Raw genomic sequence first — 16129 nt, 5'->3', positions numbered from 1 at the left:
CGCCCTCCGTCTGCCAGGGATCGGCTGTCCCTGGTTCGGCGGCTCCGGCTGCGGAATCGTCGTCCCCATGAACGATTCCACAGCACTCGTCACCGGCGCCAACAAGGGCATCGGCAAGGAGATCGCCCGCCTGCTCGTCGCCGAGGGACTCACCGTGTACGTCGGCTCGCGCGACGCGGGCCGGGGAGAGCGGGCCGTCGAGGAACTGGGCGGCGGCGCACGGCTGTTGGTCCTGGACGTCACGGACGCGGACAGCATCGCGGAGGCCGCGCGACGGCTGGACGCCCTCGACGTCCTGGTCAACAACGCCGGCGTCATGGTCGACGGCGGGGCCCCGCCCAAGTCGGACCTCGACAGCTTTCGCCGTACGTACGAGACGAACGTCTTCGGGGTCCTGGCGGTCACCAACGCGTTCCTCCCGGCCCTGCGCCGCTCGCCGCGTCCCCGCATCGTGAACATCTCCAGCGGCACCGGCTCCCTGACCTGGAGCGCCGACCCGGACCGCGAGTTCGCCGCCCACGCCGGGGCGGGCGCCGCCTACCGGTCGTCCAAGTCCGCGCTCAACGCGCTGACCCTCTTCTACGCCCAGTCCCTCGCGACGGAGGGTTTCAAGGTGAATGCCCTCGCCCCGGGCCTGCGGGCGACGGACCTCAACGAACGGGCCGCGGCGAGCGACGGGGATCCGGCGGAGGCCGCGCGCGGGGCCGTGGATCTGGCGCTGCTGCCGGACGACGGTCCTACCGGGCGGTTCCTGTCGTGGGACGGAACCGCCGTGCCCTGGTAGCTACTTGAGCAGTTTCGACATCCGGCGGTCCGCCAGCGGCTTGCCGCCCGTCTGGCAGGTCGGGCAGTACTGGAGGGAGGAGTCGCTGAAGGAAACCTCGCGGATCGTGTCGCCGCAGACCGGGCAGGGTTCGCCGGTGCGGCCGTGGACGCGCAGGCCGCTCTTCTTCTCCGCCTTCAGGCGGCCGGCGGCCACGCCCCGGGAGCGTTCGACGGCGTCCAGGAGTGTGGTGCGGAGGGCCGTGTAGAGGGTGTGCGTCTCGGCCGGGGTCAGGGACGACGCCAGCTTGAAGGGGGACATCTTCGCCGCGTGCAGGATCTCGTCGCTGTACGCGTTGCCCACCCCGGCGATCAGGGTCTGGTCGCGCAGCGCGCCCTTGAGTTGGCGGCGTTCGTCCTTCAGGAGTTCGGCGAAGCGCGTCTCGTCGAAGTCGTCGGCCAGCGGGTCGGGGCCGAGGCGGGCGACGCCCGGGACCTCCTGCGGGTCGGCGACGATGTACACCGCGAGGCGCTTCTGTGTGCCCGCCTCCGTCAGGTCGAAGCCCTCGCCGGTCTCCAGGGCCACACGGAGTGCGAGGGGGCCCTTGCCGGGGCGGGGCGGGCCGTCCGGGAGGCGGTCCTTCCAGTGCAGCCAGCCCGCGCGGGCGAGGTGGGTCACGAAGTGCGGGCCGCCGTCCGTCTCCACGTCCAGGAACTTGCCGTGGCGGTGCACGGCCACCACCTCGTGTCCCTCCAGCGCGGTGAGTGGAGGATCGTACGTCTTCAGAACGCTGATGGCGACGGGCAGCACCCGTACGATCTCGTGGCCGACGAGGTGTTCGGTCAGGAAGTCCTTCAGTGCTTCGACCTCGGGAAGTTCCGGCATACGTCCAGGGTGCCATCGGAGGCCCGTGGGGTCAGCTCAGGTGCGGTCCGGGACCAGGAACTCGCACCACACGCACTTGCCGCTGCCGCGCGCCTCCACACCCCACACGTCCGTGAGCAGGTCGACGAGGAGCAGACCGCGCCCGGAGACACCCTCCTCGCCCGCCTCACGGCGGCGCGGGAGGGCGCTGGAGGAGTCCTCGACCTCGACGCGCAGCCGGCGGTCGGGGCCGGTGAGGACCCTCAGGGTGACGATCGCGGAGCCCTCGGTGTGCATCAGCGCGTTGGTGATCAGCTCGTCGGCGACCAGCTCGACCTCGTCGGAGCGCTCACCGGCACCCCACGCGCGGACCGCGGCCCGGATCATGTGCCGGGCCCCGGTGAGGGCCTCGGAGTCGCCGGGGGCCACGTGCTGCTGGAGCCGCCCGCCGGACTGCGGCGCGTCGAGGCCCCGCCGACGCAGCAACAGCAGCGCCACGTCGTCCTCACCGCCGCGCTCCTCGGCCACGTCGATGAGCAGATCGGCGAGGTCGCGTACGTCGTCGGGGCCGGAGGCGATGAGCGCGGCGAGGGTCTGCATGCCGTCGTCGAGGTCGGCCCCGGGCTGTTCGACGAGGCCGTCGGTGCACAGCAACAGGGTCTCGCCGGGGTCGAGTTCGATGGCGGAGACGGGGTATTCGAGCCGCCCGAACTCGGCGGAAAGCCCGAGCGGCAGCCCGCCCACGACGGTCATCCGACGGCAGGTCCCGTCCAACTGCCGCACCAGCGGGTCGATATGACCGGCCCGGACCACCTGCACCACTCCGGTCGACAGGTCGACCTCGGCGTAGAGGCAGGTCGCGAAGCGCTCGGTGTCCAGTTCATGGAGGAAGACGGAGGCGCGGGCCATCACCGTGGCCGGGGTGTGCCCCTCGGCGGCGTACGCCTTGAGGACGATGCGCAGTTGCCCCATGACGGCGGCGGCGTGCGTGTCGTGGCCCTGGACGTCGCCGATGACCGCGCCGACCCGCCCGCCCGGCAACGGGATCAGGTCGTACCAGTCACCGCCGATGTCCCGGCCCAGCTTCGCGGACCGGTAGCGGACCGCGACGTCGGCGCCGGGGACGCTGGGGATGGCGCGCGGCAGCATGGCCTGCTGGAGGCCCTGGGCGAGGTCCTTCTCCTGCTCGTAGAACATGGCGCGCTGCAGGCTCTGCGCGATGCTGCTGCCGAGCGCGACGAGGACGTTGCGCTCGTCCGCCGAGAAACCACGCCGGTCGCTGTAGAGCAGGCCCATCGCACCGATCGGCCGGGCCTGGGCGATCAGCGGCAGATAGGCGGCCGCAGTGATGTTGAGGTCGGTGATGTGCGGCCACAGGAGGGGATATCGCTCGGCGAACTCCTCCGGGGACTCGATGAACGCCGGGGCGAGGGTCCGTACGACCTCTCCCATCGGGTACTGCTCGTCGATCCGGGTGACCTCCGTGCCGGGCACGAAGCTCCCCTCGGGGCCTTCGGCGACCAGGCGGATACGGCCGGCCTCGACCAGGCCCATGACCAGGCTGGTCGCGCCGAGGTGGACGAGGCCGTGGGTGTCCTTGAGGACGTCGATGACGTCCTGGACGGTACGGGCGTGCGCGAGGGCGGCGGTGGTGAGCTGGACGACGTTGGTCTGCCGGCGCCTGGCCGCGTCCTGGGCGGCCTGCTCACGGCGGGCCGCGCTCTCGGCGAGCTCCTGGGTGGCGTCCCGGACGATGCCGATGATCCGGCGCGGGCGGCCCGTGTCGTCACGCCGGATGTAGCCCTGGGTGTGGGTCCAGCGCAGGGTGCCGTCGCGCAGCCGCATACGGAAGTAGGCGCCGTAGTTCTCGCTGCCGTCCTTCATGGCCTGGGAGACGATGCCGTCGAGCCGGTAGCCCTCCGGGGGCGGTACCCGGACGGCCAGGCTCTCGGGGTGTCCGTCGTATTCGTCGGGGCGCAGGTCGAAGACCTCGTGGGCCTGGGCGTCCATGTGGAACAGGCCGCTGTCCAGGTCCCAGTCGAAGCTGCCCATGCGGTTGAGCGCCAGGATCGGGTCCGGGTGGGCGGGCCAGTCGTCCGGGAGTGACAGGGCGCTCGCTCCCCGATCAACCATGCGGCCCACCTTGCCAGGATTTGCCCGATTATTCGACTTCTCCGACGGCTCCGGAGGCGGTCCGGTGTCGCTGCGGACGCGGTCAGCCGTCGAAGACGTTCGTGGGGCTGTCGAAGATGCTGCCGGTGGTGGTGTCGTCGGGGATCAGGCCGCCGCCGTCGGGCAGGTCGGGGGTCTCCGGAACGGTCGGCGGGCCGATCTCGTCAGCGGAGTCCTGGGACGGCTCCGGTGCGGCCGTCGTCGGCGTCCCGGTGCCCGGGGTGGTGCCGCGCTGTGACGGGGTGAGCGTGGTGCCGGGCGGGCTGGTCGTCGGGGTGGCCGTGACGGTGGCGGTGGGGCAGTCCGTGGGGCCCGGTGACGGCGGCTGGGCCGTCGTGTCGCCGGTGGCGCCCGGGGTGACGGTGACGGTCGGGGTGGTGCAGTCGGTGGCCGACCCCTCCGGGGTGGGGCTACCGCTGGGGGACGCGCTCTGGTCGCTCGGGGAGGCGCTTGCACTGCTGCTGGGCGAGGGACTCGTGACGCCGGGCGAAGCGCTGGACGCGCTGTCGTGAGGGCGCGGCGACGGACTCGTACGGGACGGTGTCGGCGTCGGCGTCACGTGCGTCGGCGGGGGTACGACGTGGTCGTGATGGGGCCCGCGATGACCGAGGGGCCGTTCGATCCAGGTGTTGTCGACGATGTTGATGATCGTGATGTTGGTGATCACCTGGGGCGCCGGGGTCACCACGATCACCTCGGCGGGCCGGAACCCGGACCAGGGCCGACCGTTGTCGCCGAGCGCCCCCTGGTTCGCCGCGCCCGCCTTGAGCGGGTTGCCGCAGGCGCAGCGGACCCGGGGCACGCCCCGGTTGTCGACGAGGACGGCGGTACCGGCCTGGAGGACCGACTGGAAACCGGTCACCTGTGCGTCGCGGTATCCGTGGTTGGTGACCTGCGTGTCGGCGCGCAGCACGACCGAGGTCAGCCCGCGCAGATAGCCGGGAATCGCGCCCTGCGAGATGCCCTCGGCCTGCGCGAACGCGCGGGCCTTGGCCTGGTCGCGGGCGAGGTAGGTGATCTGCCGCTCGACATCGCAGCTCTCGGTGCGCGCGGTGCCGCCGTACAGGCCGGGGGTGGCGCCGGAGACGGAGCGCATGCGGCCAGGGGGCGGGGAGGTGGTCCGCACAGGTGTCGGCCGCGTGGGTGTGGACTGGGGCGTTCGGGTGACCCGTGGTGGGGCGCTCGGCGCGGTGGCCGTGGAGTCCGTGAAGGGGTCCGGGCCCTGTGCCGCGACGGGCTGCAGGAAGACCTCGCCGCTCGACTTCGTGTTCTTGCCGCCGTCGCCGCCGCAGCCGGCGACGAGGAGCGCCGCCGAGAGCGCGCAGGCCGTGGCGATGGTTCCGGTGGATGTGCGCACCAGGTTCTCCCGCCTCAAGCCGGGTGATTCGCCACTATTGTCTGCTTCACTCACTTGGGTTACGCAACCGGAGGCACGGAACGCGGAGAGTGACGGTCTACTGAAGCCCGACGACGGAGGGAGGAACGGACGATCGTGGGATGGTTCACCGCACCCGACTACTGGCTGAGCCGACTGGTCTTCCAGCGGGCTCTGGCCGGTGTCTATCTGGTCGCGTTCCTGACGGCGGCCCTGCAGTTCCGTGCGCTGATCGGTGAGCGCGGCATGCTGCCGGTCCCCCGCTTCCTCGACCGGATGCCGTTCTGGCGGGCCCCGAGCATCTTCCAACTCCACTACACGGACCGCTTCTTCGCGGGCTGCGCGGGGACGGGCTGCGCGGTGTCGGCGGCGCTCGCGGCCGGGCTGGACTCCCGACTCCCGTTGTGGGGCGGGATGTTGCTGTGGCTGGTGCCGTGGGTGCTGTATCTGTCGATCGTCAACGTCGGCCAGACCTGGTACGCGTTCGGCTGGGAGTCGCTCCTGCTGGAGGTCGGCTTCCTGGCCGTCTTCCTCGGCAACGACGAGGTGGCGCCGCCGGTTGTCGTGCTGTTCCTGCTGCGCTGGGTCCTGTTCCGGGTCGAGTTCGGCGCGGGTCTGATCAAACTGCGCGGCGACGCGTGCTGGCGGAAGCTGACCTGCCTGGACTTCCACCACGAGACGCAGCCGATACCGGGCCCGCTGAGCTGGTTCTTCCACCACCTCCCGCGCCCCCTGCACCGGGTGGAGGTGGCCGCCAACCACGTCACCCAACTCGTCGTCCCCGTCCTGCTGTTCACCCCTCAACCGGTCGCGACCGCCGCCGCGTCCCTGATGATCGCCACCCAGCTGTGGCTGGTCCTGTCCGGCAACTTCTCCTGGCTGAACTGGATCACGATCGTGCTGGCCCTGTCAGCGATCCGGTTCCCCCACACACCGCCGTCCGTCCCCGGCCCGCCCGTTTGGTACGAGGTCGTGGTCCTCGCCGTCGCCGCGCTGCTGCTCTGGCTCAGCCACCGCCCGGTCCGTAACATGGTCTCCCGCCGCCAGATCATGAACCGCTCCTTCGACCCGCTCCATCTGGTCAATTCCTACGGCGCGTTCGGCAACGTCAGCCGTGTCCGCCACGAGGTGGTCGTCGAGGGCACGACGGACGCCGTGCCCCGTGAGGACTCCCACTGGCGGGAGTACGAGTTCAAGGGCAAGCCGGGCGATCCACGACACTGGCCGCGCCAGTTCGCGCCGTACCATCTGCGGCTGGACTGGATGATGTGGTTCGCGGCCCTCTCCCCCGGCTACGCCGAGCCGTGGTTCGGCGCCCTGGTGGAACGGCTCCTGGAGAACGACCGGGACACGCTACGACTGCTGCGCCGCTCCCCGTTCCCGTCCGACGAGCCGCCGCGCTACGTCCGGGCCCGCCTCTTCCGCTACCGCTACACGACCTGGCGGGAGTTGCGGGAGACGGGCGCGTGCTGGGAGCGGACGTTCGTGCGGGAGTATCTGCCGCCCACGCGGCTCGCGAGGGCGGCTCAGAGGTCGTAGACGCGGGTGGCGGTGCCCTCGAAGACATCGGCGCGTTCGGCCGCACTGAGGTCGTCGGTCAACTCGCCCGCCGTGTCGGCGACTTGGCCGTACGTTGCCGCCAGGACGCAGACCGGCCAGTCGGAACCGAACATCAGCCGGCTGGGGCCGAAGGCGTCGAGTGCGGTGTCCGCGTAGGGGTGCAGGTCCGCCGTGCGCCAGGTTTTCCAGTCGGCCTCCGTGACCATGCCGGACAGTTTGCAGTAGGTGTTGGGGAGCGCGGCGAGGGAGCGCAGGGATGTCGCCCAGGGTTCCAGTCGTCCCGAGGCGATGGGTGGCTTGCCCAAGTGGTCGAGAATTAAGGTGAGTTGGGGCAGGGAGGCGGCCACCTCGACGGCGGCCGGGAACTGTTGGGGCAGGACGAGCAGGTCGTAGACGAGTCCCGCGTCGGCGACGGCGGTGAGGCCTCGGCGTACGTCCGGGCGCAGCAGCCAGTTCGGGTCGGGTTCGCCCTGTACCTGGTGGCGGATGCCCTTGAGGTAGTGGCCGCCGGGGAGTTCACGCAGGCGGGCCAGTTCGTCGGTGATGTCCGGGCGGGTGAGGTCGGTCCAGCCGACGACTCCGGCGATCAGGTCATGCGCGTCGGCGAGGGCCAGGAACTCGGGGGTCTCCTCGGCGACGGTGATCGTCTGGACGAGGACGGTGCGGTCGACGCCGGTCGCGCGGGCCTCGGGTGCGAGGTCGGTGACGGTGAAGTCGCGGCGGAGGGGCTGGAGTTCGGGGCCGGTGATCCAGTCCTGGTCGCGGACGGAGAGGTCCCATACGTGGTGGTGGGCGTCGACGGTCACGGCAGCTCCCATACGACCGGCAGACTCGCCTCGGCGCCCTGGCCGGAGTAGTCGTGCACCACGCTGAGGAGCTGGGCCATGCGGGCCTGCCAGGCGACGTTCACCGGGAGCTGGTCCAACTCGGCGAGCAGGCGGGCGTAGTCGTCGCATTCCAGGACGTGGAAGAGGTCGGTGCCGCTGCGCCAGATGGTCCAGGAGGTGGCGCCGGCGTTGCGGATCGCGGCGGTCAGTTCTTTGGGGACCTCGTGGTGGGCGTTCTCGTACTCGGTGATGCGGTCGGCGCGGACCTTGGTGTGCAGGGCGACTCTCATGACGGCTCCTGAGCAGGGACGGGGGCGTCCGTCGACAGGAGACCCGTGTCCCGCAGTTCCTGCCAGAACGCGGCCGGCACGGGGAGGGCGAACTGCTCGGCGCAGTCCCGCACTTCGGCCTCCGAACGGGCACCGACCAGGACGCTCGCCACGGCCGGGTGAGCTGCGCAGAAGGCGAGGGCGGCGGCGCGCAGCGTGATGCCGTGGCGCTCGGCGACGGCCTTCATGCGCAGGGCGCGGTCCAGCAACTCGGCCGGTGCCTGGGCGTAGTTGTAGGTCGCGTCCGGCTTCGGGTCCGCCAGCAGACCGGAGTTGAAGGCCCCGCCGATGACGACCGACTTGCCGCGTGCGACGGCGGACGGGAGCAGCTCGGTGAGTGCGCTCTGGTCGAGCAGGGTGTAGCGCCCGGCGCACAGCACCACGTCCACGTCCGTGTCCTGGACGAAGCGGGTGAGCATCTCGGCCTGGTTCATGCCCGCGCCGATCGCGCCGACGACGCCCTCCGCGCGGAGCTTCTCCAGGGCCGGATAGCCCTCGCGGAAGGCCTGTTCGGCGTGATCGTCGGGGTCGTGGAGGTAGACGATGTCGACGCGGTCGAGGCCGAGCCGTTCCAGGCCGGCGTCCAGGGTGCGGCGTACCCCGTCGGCGCTGAAGTCCCAGACGCGCTGATGGGTCGCGGGTACGGCGAAGCCGTTGGCGAGGTCGTCGCCGGTGACCGTCTCAAGGGGCTCCAGGCGGCGGCCGACCTTCGTGGAGATCGCGTACGACGAGCGCGGGTGTTCGCGCAGGGCCGCGCCGAGGCGGCGCTCGGACAGGCCGAGGCCGTAGTGCGGTGCGGTGTCGAAGTAGCGGATGCCTTGCTGCCAGGCGGTGTTGACGGCCTGGTGCGCCTGGTCGTCGCCGACTTCGGTGTACAGGTTGGCGATCGCGGCGCCGCCGAAGCCCAGCCCGCTGATCTCGACCCCGCTTCCGCCGAGGGTGCTCACTGGCCCACCGGCCTCAGGCGCAGGCCCTGCATGCCGCCGTCCACGGCGAGCGAGGTGCCGGTGGTGGCGCCGGACAGCGGGCTCGCCAAGTAGGCGATGGCGCCCGCGACTTCGGCGGCCGAGACGAGTCGGCCCGAGGGCTGGCGGGCGGCCAGGGCGGCGCGTTCGGCGGCCGGGTCGGAGGCCGAGTCGAGGAGGCGGCCGACCCAAGGGGTGTCCGCCGTACCGGGGTTGACGCAGTTGACGCGGACGCCCTCGCGGAGGTGGTCGGCGGCCATGGCGAGGGTGAGGGAGTACACGGCGCCCTTGGTGGCGCTGTACAGGGCGCGTTGGGGCAGTCCCGCCGTGGCGGCGATGGAGCAGGTGTTGACGATCGCCGCGTGGGACGACTCGCGCAGGTGCGGGAGGGCGGCGCGGGCCACGCGGACCATGCCGATGACGTTGACGTTCAGGACGCGGTGCCACTCCTCGTCGTCGTTGTCCTCGACGGTGCCCTGGGCGCCGATGCCCGCGTTGTTGACCACCACGTCGAGTCCGCCGAGGTCGGTGACGGCGGAGGCGACGGCCTGTCGTACGGAGGCGTCGTCGGTGACGTCGGCGCGGTAGCCGAGCAGCGGCTTCTCGACGCTGCTCGGGTCGAGATCAAGGACGGCGACCAACGCGCCGCGTTCGGCGAGGAGTTCGGCGGTGGCCCGGCCGATGCCGGAGGCGCCGCCGGTGACCAGGGCCTTGAGGCCCTCGAAGTCGGTCATGCCGCGTGTCCCTTCTGGCGGTCGAGGTCGGCGGCCCAGAAGGTGCCGCCGGGGAAGGTGTAGCGCGCGATGGACTCGGGCCGCATGGTGGCCGAGAAGCCGGGTGTGGTGGGTGCCATGTAGTGACCTTCGCGGATCACCACCGGATCGAGGAAGTGGTCGTGCAGATGATCGACGTATTCGATGACGCGGTCGTCGGTGGTGCCGGAGACGGCGAGGTAGTCGAACATCGAGAGGTGCTGGACGAGTTCGCACAGGCCGACGCCGCCCGCGTGCGGGCAGACGGGGATGCCGAACTTGGCGGCCAGCAGCAGGATCGCGAGGTTCTCGTTGACGCCGCCGACGCGGGCCGCGTCTATCTGGAGGATGTCGAGGGCGCCGGCCTGGAGCAGTTGCTTGAACACGATGCGGTTCTGGACGTGTTCGCCGGTGGCCACCTTGACCGGGGCCACGGCCGCGCGGATGGTGGCGTGGCCGAGGACGTCGTCGGGGCTGGTGGGCTCCTCGATCCAGTACGGGTCGAACTCGGCGAGGGCCTTGGTCCAGCGGATCGCCTCGGCCACGTCCCAGCGCTGGTTGGCGTCGATCGCCATGCGGATGTCGGGCCCGACGACCGAACGGGCCACCCTGCAACGGCGGATGTCGTCGTCGAGGTCGGCGCCGACCTTCAACTTGATCTGCCGGAACCCGTCTTGGACCGCCTGCGCGGCGAGCCGGGTGAGCTTCTCGTCGTCGTAGCCGAGCCAGCCGGCGGAGGTGGTGTAGGCGGGGAAGCCGCGCTCCAGGAGACGGGTACGGCGGTCCTCCGCGCCTTCCTTGCCGCGGCGCAGGATCTCCAGGGCCTCGTCCGGGGTGAGCGCGTCCGTGATGTACCTGAAGTCGATCTGGCGGACGAGCCATTCGGGTTCGGCGTCGGCGAGGAGCTGCCAGAGGGGCTTGCCGGCGCGCTTGGCGGTGAGGTCCCAGGCCGCGTTGACGACCGCGCCGATCGCCATGTGCATCACGCCCTTCTCCGGGCCCAGCCAGCGCAGTTGGCTGTCGCCGATCAGGTCGCGGTTCAACACCCCCGGATCCGCGCAGAGTTCGGCCACGGACCGGCCGATCACATGGTTCCGCAGCGCGTGGATCGCGGCGACCTGGACTTCGTTGCCCCGCCCGATGGTGAAGCTGAATCCGTGCCCCTCGTGCCCGTCGGCCGCGTCGGTGCGCAGGACGACGTACGCGGCCGAGTAGTCGGGGTCCGGGTTCATCGCGTCGGAACCGTCGAGTTCGCGCGAGGTGGGGAAACGGATGTCGTAGGTGTCGACCGCGGTGACGCGGGCGGGGGTCGGTGACACGGAAGGCCTTTCGGTCGGGTACAGGGATCCGGTGCCGTGCGGGTGCCGGAGACCGGTGGGGTCAGTCCTGGGCGCGGCCGGTGGTGACGCGGGCGATCATGAGGGCGACCAGGATGATCCCGCCGTAGATGGCCTGGATCCAGAAGGACGGGACCTGGGCGAGGGTGAGGAGGTTCTGGACAACTCCCAGGAGGAGTACGCCCGTCAGGGCGCCGAACATGGTGCCCTTGCCGCCGTCGAGGCTGATGCCGCCAATGACCGCCGCCGCCATCACGGTGAAGATCATGTTGTTGCCCTGGTTGGCGCTGATCGCACCGACGTAGCCGGTCTGCATGATCCCGCCCACCGAGGCGAGGACACCGGCGACGACGGACACCCCGAGGAGCATCCGGTCGACGCGGATTCCGGCCGCGCGGGCCGCTTCCTGGTTGCCGCCGATCGCGTACAGGGCGCGTCCGACGCGGTGGTACTTGAGCACGAACCCGGCGACCGCGAAGCAGATCGCCGCGAGCCATACCGACATCGGAACGTTCAGGAAGGTGCTGGTGGCCAGGGTGAAGAAGGAGTCGGGCATCCCGAACAGCGTCTTGCCCTTGGTGGCGCCGACCAGCAGACCGCGCAGGACGATCAACATGGCGAGGGTGACGATGAAGGCGTTGAGCTTGAACTTCACCACGAGGATGCCGTTGAAGGCGCCGATGATCCCGCCGACGACGAGGACCGCGACGAGGGCGAGCGGGGCCGCCCACTCCGTGCCCCAGCCGGACTCGGCGGTCGGCAGAACCAGCAGGGCGCCGATGGCGGGCGCGATGCCGACCACCGACTCCAGCGACAGGTCGATCTTGCCGGTGATGAGGATCAGCGACTCGGCGAGGACCACCATCGCGAGCGCGGCGGAGGCGCCCAGGATGGAGATCAGGTTCCGTTCGGTGAGGAACGAGTCGTTGACGATCGCGCCGAGCACCAGGAGCACCAACAGGGCCGGTACGAGGGCGAGTTCGCGGGCCCGGCGGAGCAGAACCGTCCGGGCCGAGCCCGCCCCGGTGGCGCGTGGGGCGGCGAGCGGCGGGGCCGCCTTGGTGTCAGCCATGGTCCACTCCTTCGATGGAGGCGATCAGCTCGTGGTCGCGCCAGCCCGCCGGGTGCTCGGCGACGACACGGCCGTGGAAGAGGACGAGGACGCGGTCGCAGCGCCGCAGGTCGTCGAGTTCGTCGGAGACGACGAGCACGGCGGTGCCGTCGTCGCGGGCGCTGTCCATGCGGGCGAGCAGTGACTCCTTGGACTTCACGTCGACGCCCGCGGTGGGGTTGATGAGGACCAGCAGCCTCGGGTCGGATGCCAGCGCGCGGGCCATGACGACCTTCTGCGCGTTGCCGCCGGAGAGGTCGGAGACGGGCTGTTCGGGGCCCTCGGTGTGGATGTCGAGGCGGTCGATCAGCTCGGTGGCGAACGCGCGCTTGCGGTCGGTGCCGACGAACCCGAAGCGGCCGAGCCGGTCCAGGACCGTCATGGTGGCGTTGTCGCCGATGGACATGCCGAAGACCAGTCCCTGACCGTGCCGGTCGCGCGGCACGCATCCGACACCGGCTTTCAGGGAAGCCTGCACATCCCCGAACGGCAGTGCCTCGCCGTCGAGTTGGGCGGTACCGCCGGTCGGTGTGTACAGCCCGGTGAAGGACTCGGCCAGCTCGATCTTGCCGCTGCCGCTGGATCCGGCGAGCCCGACGACCTCGCCGCGGCGGACGGTGAGATCGACGTTCTCGTACGACTCGGAGGTGAGCCCGCGCGCGTCGAGGAGGACGGGCGCCTCGGTGTCCAACTCCCTCAGCTGGACTTCGAGTTCGGCGATCGACTCCCCCGCCATGGCCTCCACCAGGGCCCGGCGCGGGAGGTCGGCGACCGGTGCGGTCGTGATCCAGCGGGCGTCGCGCAGCACCGTGACGGTCTGGCACACCTCGTACACCTCCTGGAGGTGGTGCGAGATGAACAGGAAGGTGACGCCCGACTCCTGGAGCGCGCGCATGCGCGTGAAGAGCCGCTCGATCTCCCGGTTGTCGAGCTGCGCGGTCGGCTCGTCGAGAACGATGAACCGGGCGCCGAAGCTCAACGCCCTTGCGATCTCCACCATTTGGCGGTCCTCGACCTTGAGGTCGGCGGTACGCGCCTCCGGGTCGACGCGCACGTCCCAGGTGTCGAGGAGTTCGGCGGCCTCGGTCCGGAGGCGGCGCCAGCTGATGACACCGCCGCGGGAGGTCGGCTGACGGTTGATGAAGAGGTTCTCGGCGACCGTCAACTCGGGGACGACCGTGGGCTTTTGGTAGACGCAGGCGACCTTGCCGCGCCAGGCGTCGCGGTCGGTGAGCGGGGGCGCCGGCTCGCCGTCGAAGCGGACCGTGCCCTCGTCGGGGGCCTGGAGTCCGGTGAGGACGGTGACGAGGGTGGACTTGCCGGCGCCGTTGCGGCCGACGAGGGCGTGGGACTCGCCGGGCAGTACGGTCAGTCGGCCGTCGGCGAGGGCGACGGTGGGGCCGTACCGCTTGACGATTCCCTCCGCCTCCACCAGCGGAGTGGTCACTGAAGTGCTCATTTGACCGTGTTGCCCCAGAGCTTGGGGTCGTCGACGTTGTCCTTGGTGACCAGGGGTGCGGGCAGTTGGTCCTCAAGGATGCCGCTGGGCAGCTTGACGATCGTGGAGTCGTGGTCGGTGGGGCCGGGCTTGAAGGTCTTCCCCGCCATCGCGGCCTTGATGTAGTACATGCCGTACTTGGCGTAGGCGTCGGCCGGTTGGGAGACCGTGGCGTCGATCTCGCCCTTGCGGATCGCGTCGAACTCCTGCGGGATGCCGTCGTTCGAGACGATCACGATGTGCCCGGCCTTGCCCGCCGTCTTCAGCATGCCCTTGGACTTGAGGGTCTGGAGGGTGGGCGCGAGGTAGACGCCGCCCGCCTGCATGTAGATGCCCTTGATGTCAGGGTTGGCGTTGAGGAGCGTGTCGAGCTTGGAGGCGGCCGTGTCGGACTCCCACTTGGCGGGGATCTCCAGGACCTTGAGCTTCGGGTACTTCTTCTTGACGCAGGCCCTGAACGCCTCCGACCGGTCACGGCCGTTGACCGAGGCGAGGTCGCCCATGATCTGTACGACCTTGCCGCTGGTGATGTGCGCCCCGAGGTATTCGCAGGCCTTCTCGCCGTACGCGACGTTGTCGGCGCGCACGACCATCGCGACCTTGCCCTTGTCGGGCGCCACGTCCACGGCGACGACCGGCACGCCCTTGCGCTCGGCCTGGTCGAGACCCGCCTCGATGGCGGCACTGTCGAGCGGGGCGACGACCAGGCCCTTGACGCCCTGGTTCAGCTCGTTGTTGATGTCGGTGATCTGCTGCGAGGGGTCGCTGTTGGAGTTGACCGTCTTCAGTGCCTGGACACCTTCGGACTTCGCCATCTTCGGCACGTAGTCGTTGTACGACTGCCAGAACGGCGAGGTCAGCAGGGGCAGGATCACCCCCACCTTGCCGGTGCCGCCGCCGGTGCTGGACGCGCCGGTGTCCTTGGTGCTGCCGCATGCCGTGAGCGCGAGGGTGCCGCACGCGGCAGCTGCCGTCACACGCACCGCCCACGCGGTCAATCGCCTGCCTTGCCGTCCGTTCCGCACTGTGCTGCCGGCCATCTGTCGGGCTCCTCATCGAGCGTGTTCGAGCAGTTGCCGGAATATTTATCAGACCACTTCGGGGCTACAACACCCTCAGGAGCCAAAAATTCGCGGTTTCTGGCCGTAGTGGTCGGACCACATCCGTGACTAGACTGCGCGGACCGGCGACAGGAGGAGTGGCGTGGACGAGACCCTGCCGAGCGAGACGGAACCGGGGGCCGCCGCACCGAAGGGCACGGTGACGCAGCGCGCCATCGACTCGATCAAGGCGTTGATCGGCGAGGGCCGCCTGGAGCCGGGCCAGCGGCTGCCCACCGAGCGCGATCTCGCGGCCCAACTGGGCATCTCCCGCAGCTCGATGCGCGAGGCGATCCGCGCGCTCACGGTGCTCGGCGTGCTGGAGGCGCGGCACGGTTCGGGTATCTACGTCACGCAGTTGGAGGCCGGCGACCTGCTGGAGACCTTCGGTGTCGTCGCCGACCTCTCGCGCGGCCCGGGTCTGGTGGAGCTGCTGGAGGTCCGCCGCATCCTGGAGTCGACGGCGACGGCGCTGGCCGCCGCCCGCATCACCCCTGACCAGCTGGCCGAGGTCGAGAAGCACCTCACGGCGATGAACGCCACCGACGACCCCGAGGAGATCCTCGCCCACGACCTCGCCTTCCACCGCGAGATCGCCGCCGCCGCCGGCAACGACACCATGGCCGCGATCCTGGAGGGCCTGTCGTCCAGGACGTTCCGCGCCCGGGTGTGGCGCGGCTACCAGGAGGAGGGCGCCTTCGCCCGCACCCGCCGCGAACACGCCGCCATCCACCGGGCGTTGGTGGCCCGCGACCCGGAGGCGGCACGCGCGGCGGCGGCCTCGCACGTGGGCGAGGTCGAGGAGTGGCTGCGGGCGCAACTCGCCCCCTAGGAACAGGGGTTCAGACGCCCTGACATCCGGGCCGTGCTGGTCGTCGCGGGCCTACGGCGAACAGCGGACAATCGATACGCGGCTCCGCCGCGCGGGCATGACCAGCCCCCACGCACCCGCAGCGGAAATGCGCCCTGTCCCAGCCCTCAACCGCCGGAGGCGGGCAACGGCGGTTCGCCCCGTTGCCCCTGGACCTCTGCCCATCCGCGCAGTTCACTGGTGCCCACCTCGTCGATCGCCCGGTGCAGGGCGGCCCGTGCGTCCGCGTCGCGCTCGGCCTGCGGGAGCAGCAGGTAGTGGTCGATCGCCCGCCGCAGGCCCTCCCGCGCCTGTGCGGCCAGGACCCAGCGCGAGCCCGGGCTGAAGAGTTGGCGCATGCCGGTGAAGAAGACGGCGCTGCCCGCGATCAGGGCGGTGAGCCAGGCGGGTGCGTGCAGGCCCGCCGCCACGACCGTCGCGGACGTGGCGGCGAGAGCGCCGAGTTCCGTCGTGTAGTGCAGCCACCTCGCCCGGTCGCACGCCCCCGCGTAGAACTCCAACTCCTGCCGGGCAAGCCCCAGTAGAGGATCGGGTTGGGAGGCCCAGGCCTGGCCGACGGCCGTTCTTCGTCTCATCGCCACATCATCGGGCGATCACGGCCGTCG

General features: G+C 70.7%; 15 protein-coding genes. 3 read left to right on the top strand and 12 right to left on the bottom strand.

Translation table 11 applies throughout. From position 1 onward, the window contains the following. Nucleotides 1-67 precede the first annotated feature (67 nt). A complete protein-coding gene (locus tag AB0I69_RS01930; protein WP_363093518.1) occupies nucleotides 68-784 on the top strand; it encodes an SDR family oxidoreductase in 717 nt (238 codons plus the stop codon). Here AB0I69_RS01930 and AB0I69_RS01925 read toward each other — a convergent pair whose 3' ends face one another. The 3 genes from AB0I69_RS01925 to AB0I69_RS01915 all read right to left on the bottom strand — a co-directional run bounded on the left by AB0I69_RS01925 (nucleotide 785) and on the right by AB0I69_RS01915 (nucleotide 5156). Next, the gene (locus AB0I69_RS01925) at nucleotides 785-1648 is read right to left on the bottom strand and encodes a DNA-formamidopyrimidine glycosylase family protein (RefSeq protein ID WP_363093517.1); all 864 of its coding nucleotides are present in this window, start codon (nucleotides 1646-1648) and stop codon (nucleotides 785-787) included. It lies immediately after the preceding gene. A 36-nt stretch (nucleotides 1649-1684) separates the two neighbouring features. Beyond that, entirely contained in the window at nucleotides 1685-3760 is a 2076-nt protein-coding gene (locus AB0I69_RS01920; protein WP_363093516.1) for a SpoIIE family protein phosphatase, read from the bottom strand. 82 nt (nucleotides 3761-3842) lie between these two features. Continuing rightward, nucleotides 3843-5156, bottom strand: a complete 1314-nt coding sequence (locus AB0I69_RS01915) for a DUF6777 domain-containing protein (RefSeq protein ID WP_363093515.1) — start codon at nucleotides 5154-5156, stop codon at nucleotides 3843-3845. 135 nt (nucleotides 5157-5291) lie between these two features. Here AB0I69_RS01915 and AB0I69_RS01910 point away from each other — a divergent pair, with 135 nt between their 5' ends. Then, complete coding sequence (locus AB0I69_RS01910; protein WP_363093514.1) at nucleotides 5292-6713, top strand: lipase maturation factor family protein; 1422 nt, start codon at nucleotides 5292-5294, stop codon at nucleotides 6711-6713. Here the strand turns inward: AB0I69_RS01910 and AB0I69_RS01905 are convergent. The 8 genes from AB0I69_RS01905 to AB0I69_RS01870 form a co-directional block, all read right to left on the bottom strand. Next, nucleotides 6701-7540 carry an amidohydrolase family protein gene (locus tag AB0I69_RS01905; protein ID WP_363093513.1) on the bottom strand — a complete coding sequence of 280 codons (840 nt, stop codon included), beginning with the start codon at nucleotides 7538-7540 and terminating at the stop codon, nucleotides 6701-6703. The genes AB0I69_RS01910 and AB0I69_RS01905 overlap by 13 nt on opposite strands. Further along, nucleotides 7537-7851, bottom strand: coding sequence for an L-rhamnose mutarotase (locus tag AB0I69_RS01900; RefSeq protein WP_363093512.1), 315 nt, complete (start codon nucleotides 7849-7851; stop codon nucleotides 7537-7539). Before AB0I69_RS01900 ends, AB0I69_RS01905 begins: the two co-directional genes overlap by 4 nt. Next, on the bottom strand, nucleotides 7848-8837 hold the full coding sequence (locus tag AB0I69_RS01895) for an aldo/keto reductase (RefSeq protein WP_363093511.1): 990 nt from the start codon (nucleotides 8835-8837) through the stop codon (nucleotides 7848-7850). The genes AB0I69_RS01900 and AB0I69_RS01895 overlap by 4 nt, the downstream gene beginning before the upstream one ends. Continuing rightward, complete coding sequence (locus AB0I69_RS01890) at nucleotides 8834-9589, bottom strand: SDR family oxidoreductase (protein ID WP_363093510.1); 756 nt, start codon at nucleotides 9587-9589, stop codon at nucleotides 8834-8836. The genes AB0I69_RS01895 and AB0I69_RS01890 overlap by 4 nt, the downstream gene beginning before the upstream one ends. Beyond that, on the bottom strand, nucleotides 9586-10926 hold the full coding sequence (locus tag AB0I69_RS01885; protein WP_363093509.1) for an L-fuconate dehydratase: 1341 nt from the start codon (nucleotides 10924-10926) through the stop codon (nucleotides 9586-9588). The genes AB0I69_RS01890 and AB0I69_RS01885 overlap by 4 nt, the downstream gene beginning before the upstream one ends. A 61-nt stretch (nucleotides 10927-10987) precedes the next feature. Then, nucleotides 10988-12016, bottom strand: a complete 1029-nt coding sequence (locus AB0I69_RS01880) for an ABC transporter permease (RefSeq protein WP_363093508.1) — start codon at nucleotides 12014-12016, stop codon at nucleotides 10988-10990. Further along, entirely contained in the window at nucleotides 12009-13514 is a 1506-nt protein-coding gene (locus AB0I69_RS01875) for a sugar ABC transporter ATP-binding protein (protein ID WP_363093507.1), read from the bottom strand. The genes AB0I69_RS01880 and AB0I69_RS01875 overlap by 8 nt, the downstream gene beginning before the upstream one ends. Then, nucleotides 13511-14593 (bottom strand): sugar ABC transporter substrate-binding protein, encoded by a 1083-nt coding sequence (locus AB0I69_RS01870; protein ID WP_363093506.1) that lies wholly within the window; start codon nucleotides 14591-14593, stop codon nucleotides 13511-13513. Before AB0I69_RS01870 ends, AB0I69_RS01875 begins: the two co-directional genes overlap by 4 nt. 163 nt (nucleotides 14594-14756) lie before the next feature. Here AB0I69_RS01870 and AB0I69_RS01865 point away from each other — a divergent pair, with 163 nt between their 5' ends. Then, on the top strand, nucleotides 14757-15485 hold the full coding sequence (locus tag AB0I69_RS01865; RefSeq protein ID WP_363093505.1) for a FadR/GntR family transcriptional regulator: 729 nt from the start codon (nucleotides 14757-14759) through the stop codon (nucleotides 15483-15485). 146 nt (nucleotides 15486-15631) lie between these two features. Here AB0I69_RS01865 and AB0I69_RS01860 read toward each other — a convergent pair whose 3' ends face one another. Then, a complete protein-coding gene (locus tag AB0I69_RS01860) occupies nucleotides 15632-16099 on the bottom strand; it encodes a DUF4231 domain-containing protein (protein WP_363093504.1) in 468 nt (155 codons plus the stop codon). Nucleotides 16100-16129 lie beyond the last annotated feature (30 nt).

The organism is Streptomyces sp. NPDC050508, from assembly GCF_040655155.1.
Classification (GTDB): Bacteria; Actinomycetota; Actinomycetes; order Streptomycetales; family Streptomycetaceae; genus Streptomyces.
The sequence above is the reverse complement of the archived record's forward strand: the minus strand, read 5'-3'. Positions and strand labels throughout refer to the sequence as shown.

What these genes read in the sequence shown, in the direction of transcription:
- AB0I69_RS01860 (WP_363093504.1), bottom strand. Translation starts at nt 16,099, where the DNA reads ATGAGACGAAGAACGGCCGTCGGCCAGGCCTGGGCCTCCCAACCCGAT.
- AB0I69_RS01925 (WP_363093517.1), bottom strand. Translation starts at nt 1,648, where the DNA reads ATGCCGGAACTTCCCGAGGTCGAAGCACTGAAGGACTTCCTGACCGAA.
- AB0I69_RS01930 (WP_363093518.1), top strand. Translation starts at nt 68, where the DNA reads ATGAACGATTCCACAGCACTCGTCACCGGCGCCAACAAGGGCATCGGC.
- AB0I69_RS01875 (WP_363093507.1), bottom strand. Translation starts at nt 13,514, where the DNA reads ATGAGCACTTCAGTGACCACTCCGCTGGTGGAGGCGGAGGGAATCGTC.
- AB0I69_RS01890 (WP_363093510.1), bottom strand. Translation starts at nt 9,589, where the DNA reads ATGACCGACTTCGAGGGCCTCAAGGCCCTGGTCACCGGCGGCGCCTCC.
- AB0I69_RS01900 (WP_363093512.1), bottom strand. Translation starts at nt 7,851, where the DNA reads ATGAGAGTCGCCCTGCACACCAAGGTCCGCGCCGACCGCATCACCGAG.
- AB0I69_RS01880 (WP_363093508.1), bottom strand. Translation starts at nt 12,016, where the DNA reads ATGGCTGACACCAAGGCGGCCCCGCCGCTCGCCGCCCCACGCGCCACC.
- AB0I69_RS01920 (WP_363093516.1), bottom strand. Translation starts at nt 3,760, where the DNA reads ATGGTTGATCGGGGAGCGAGCGCCCTGTCACTCCCGGACGACTGGCCC.
- AB0I69_RS01870 (WP_363093506.1), bottom strand. Translation starts at nt 14,593, where the DNA reads ATGGCCGGCAGCACAGTGCGGAACGGACGGCAAGGCAGGCGATTGACC.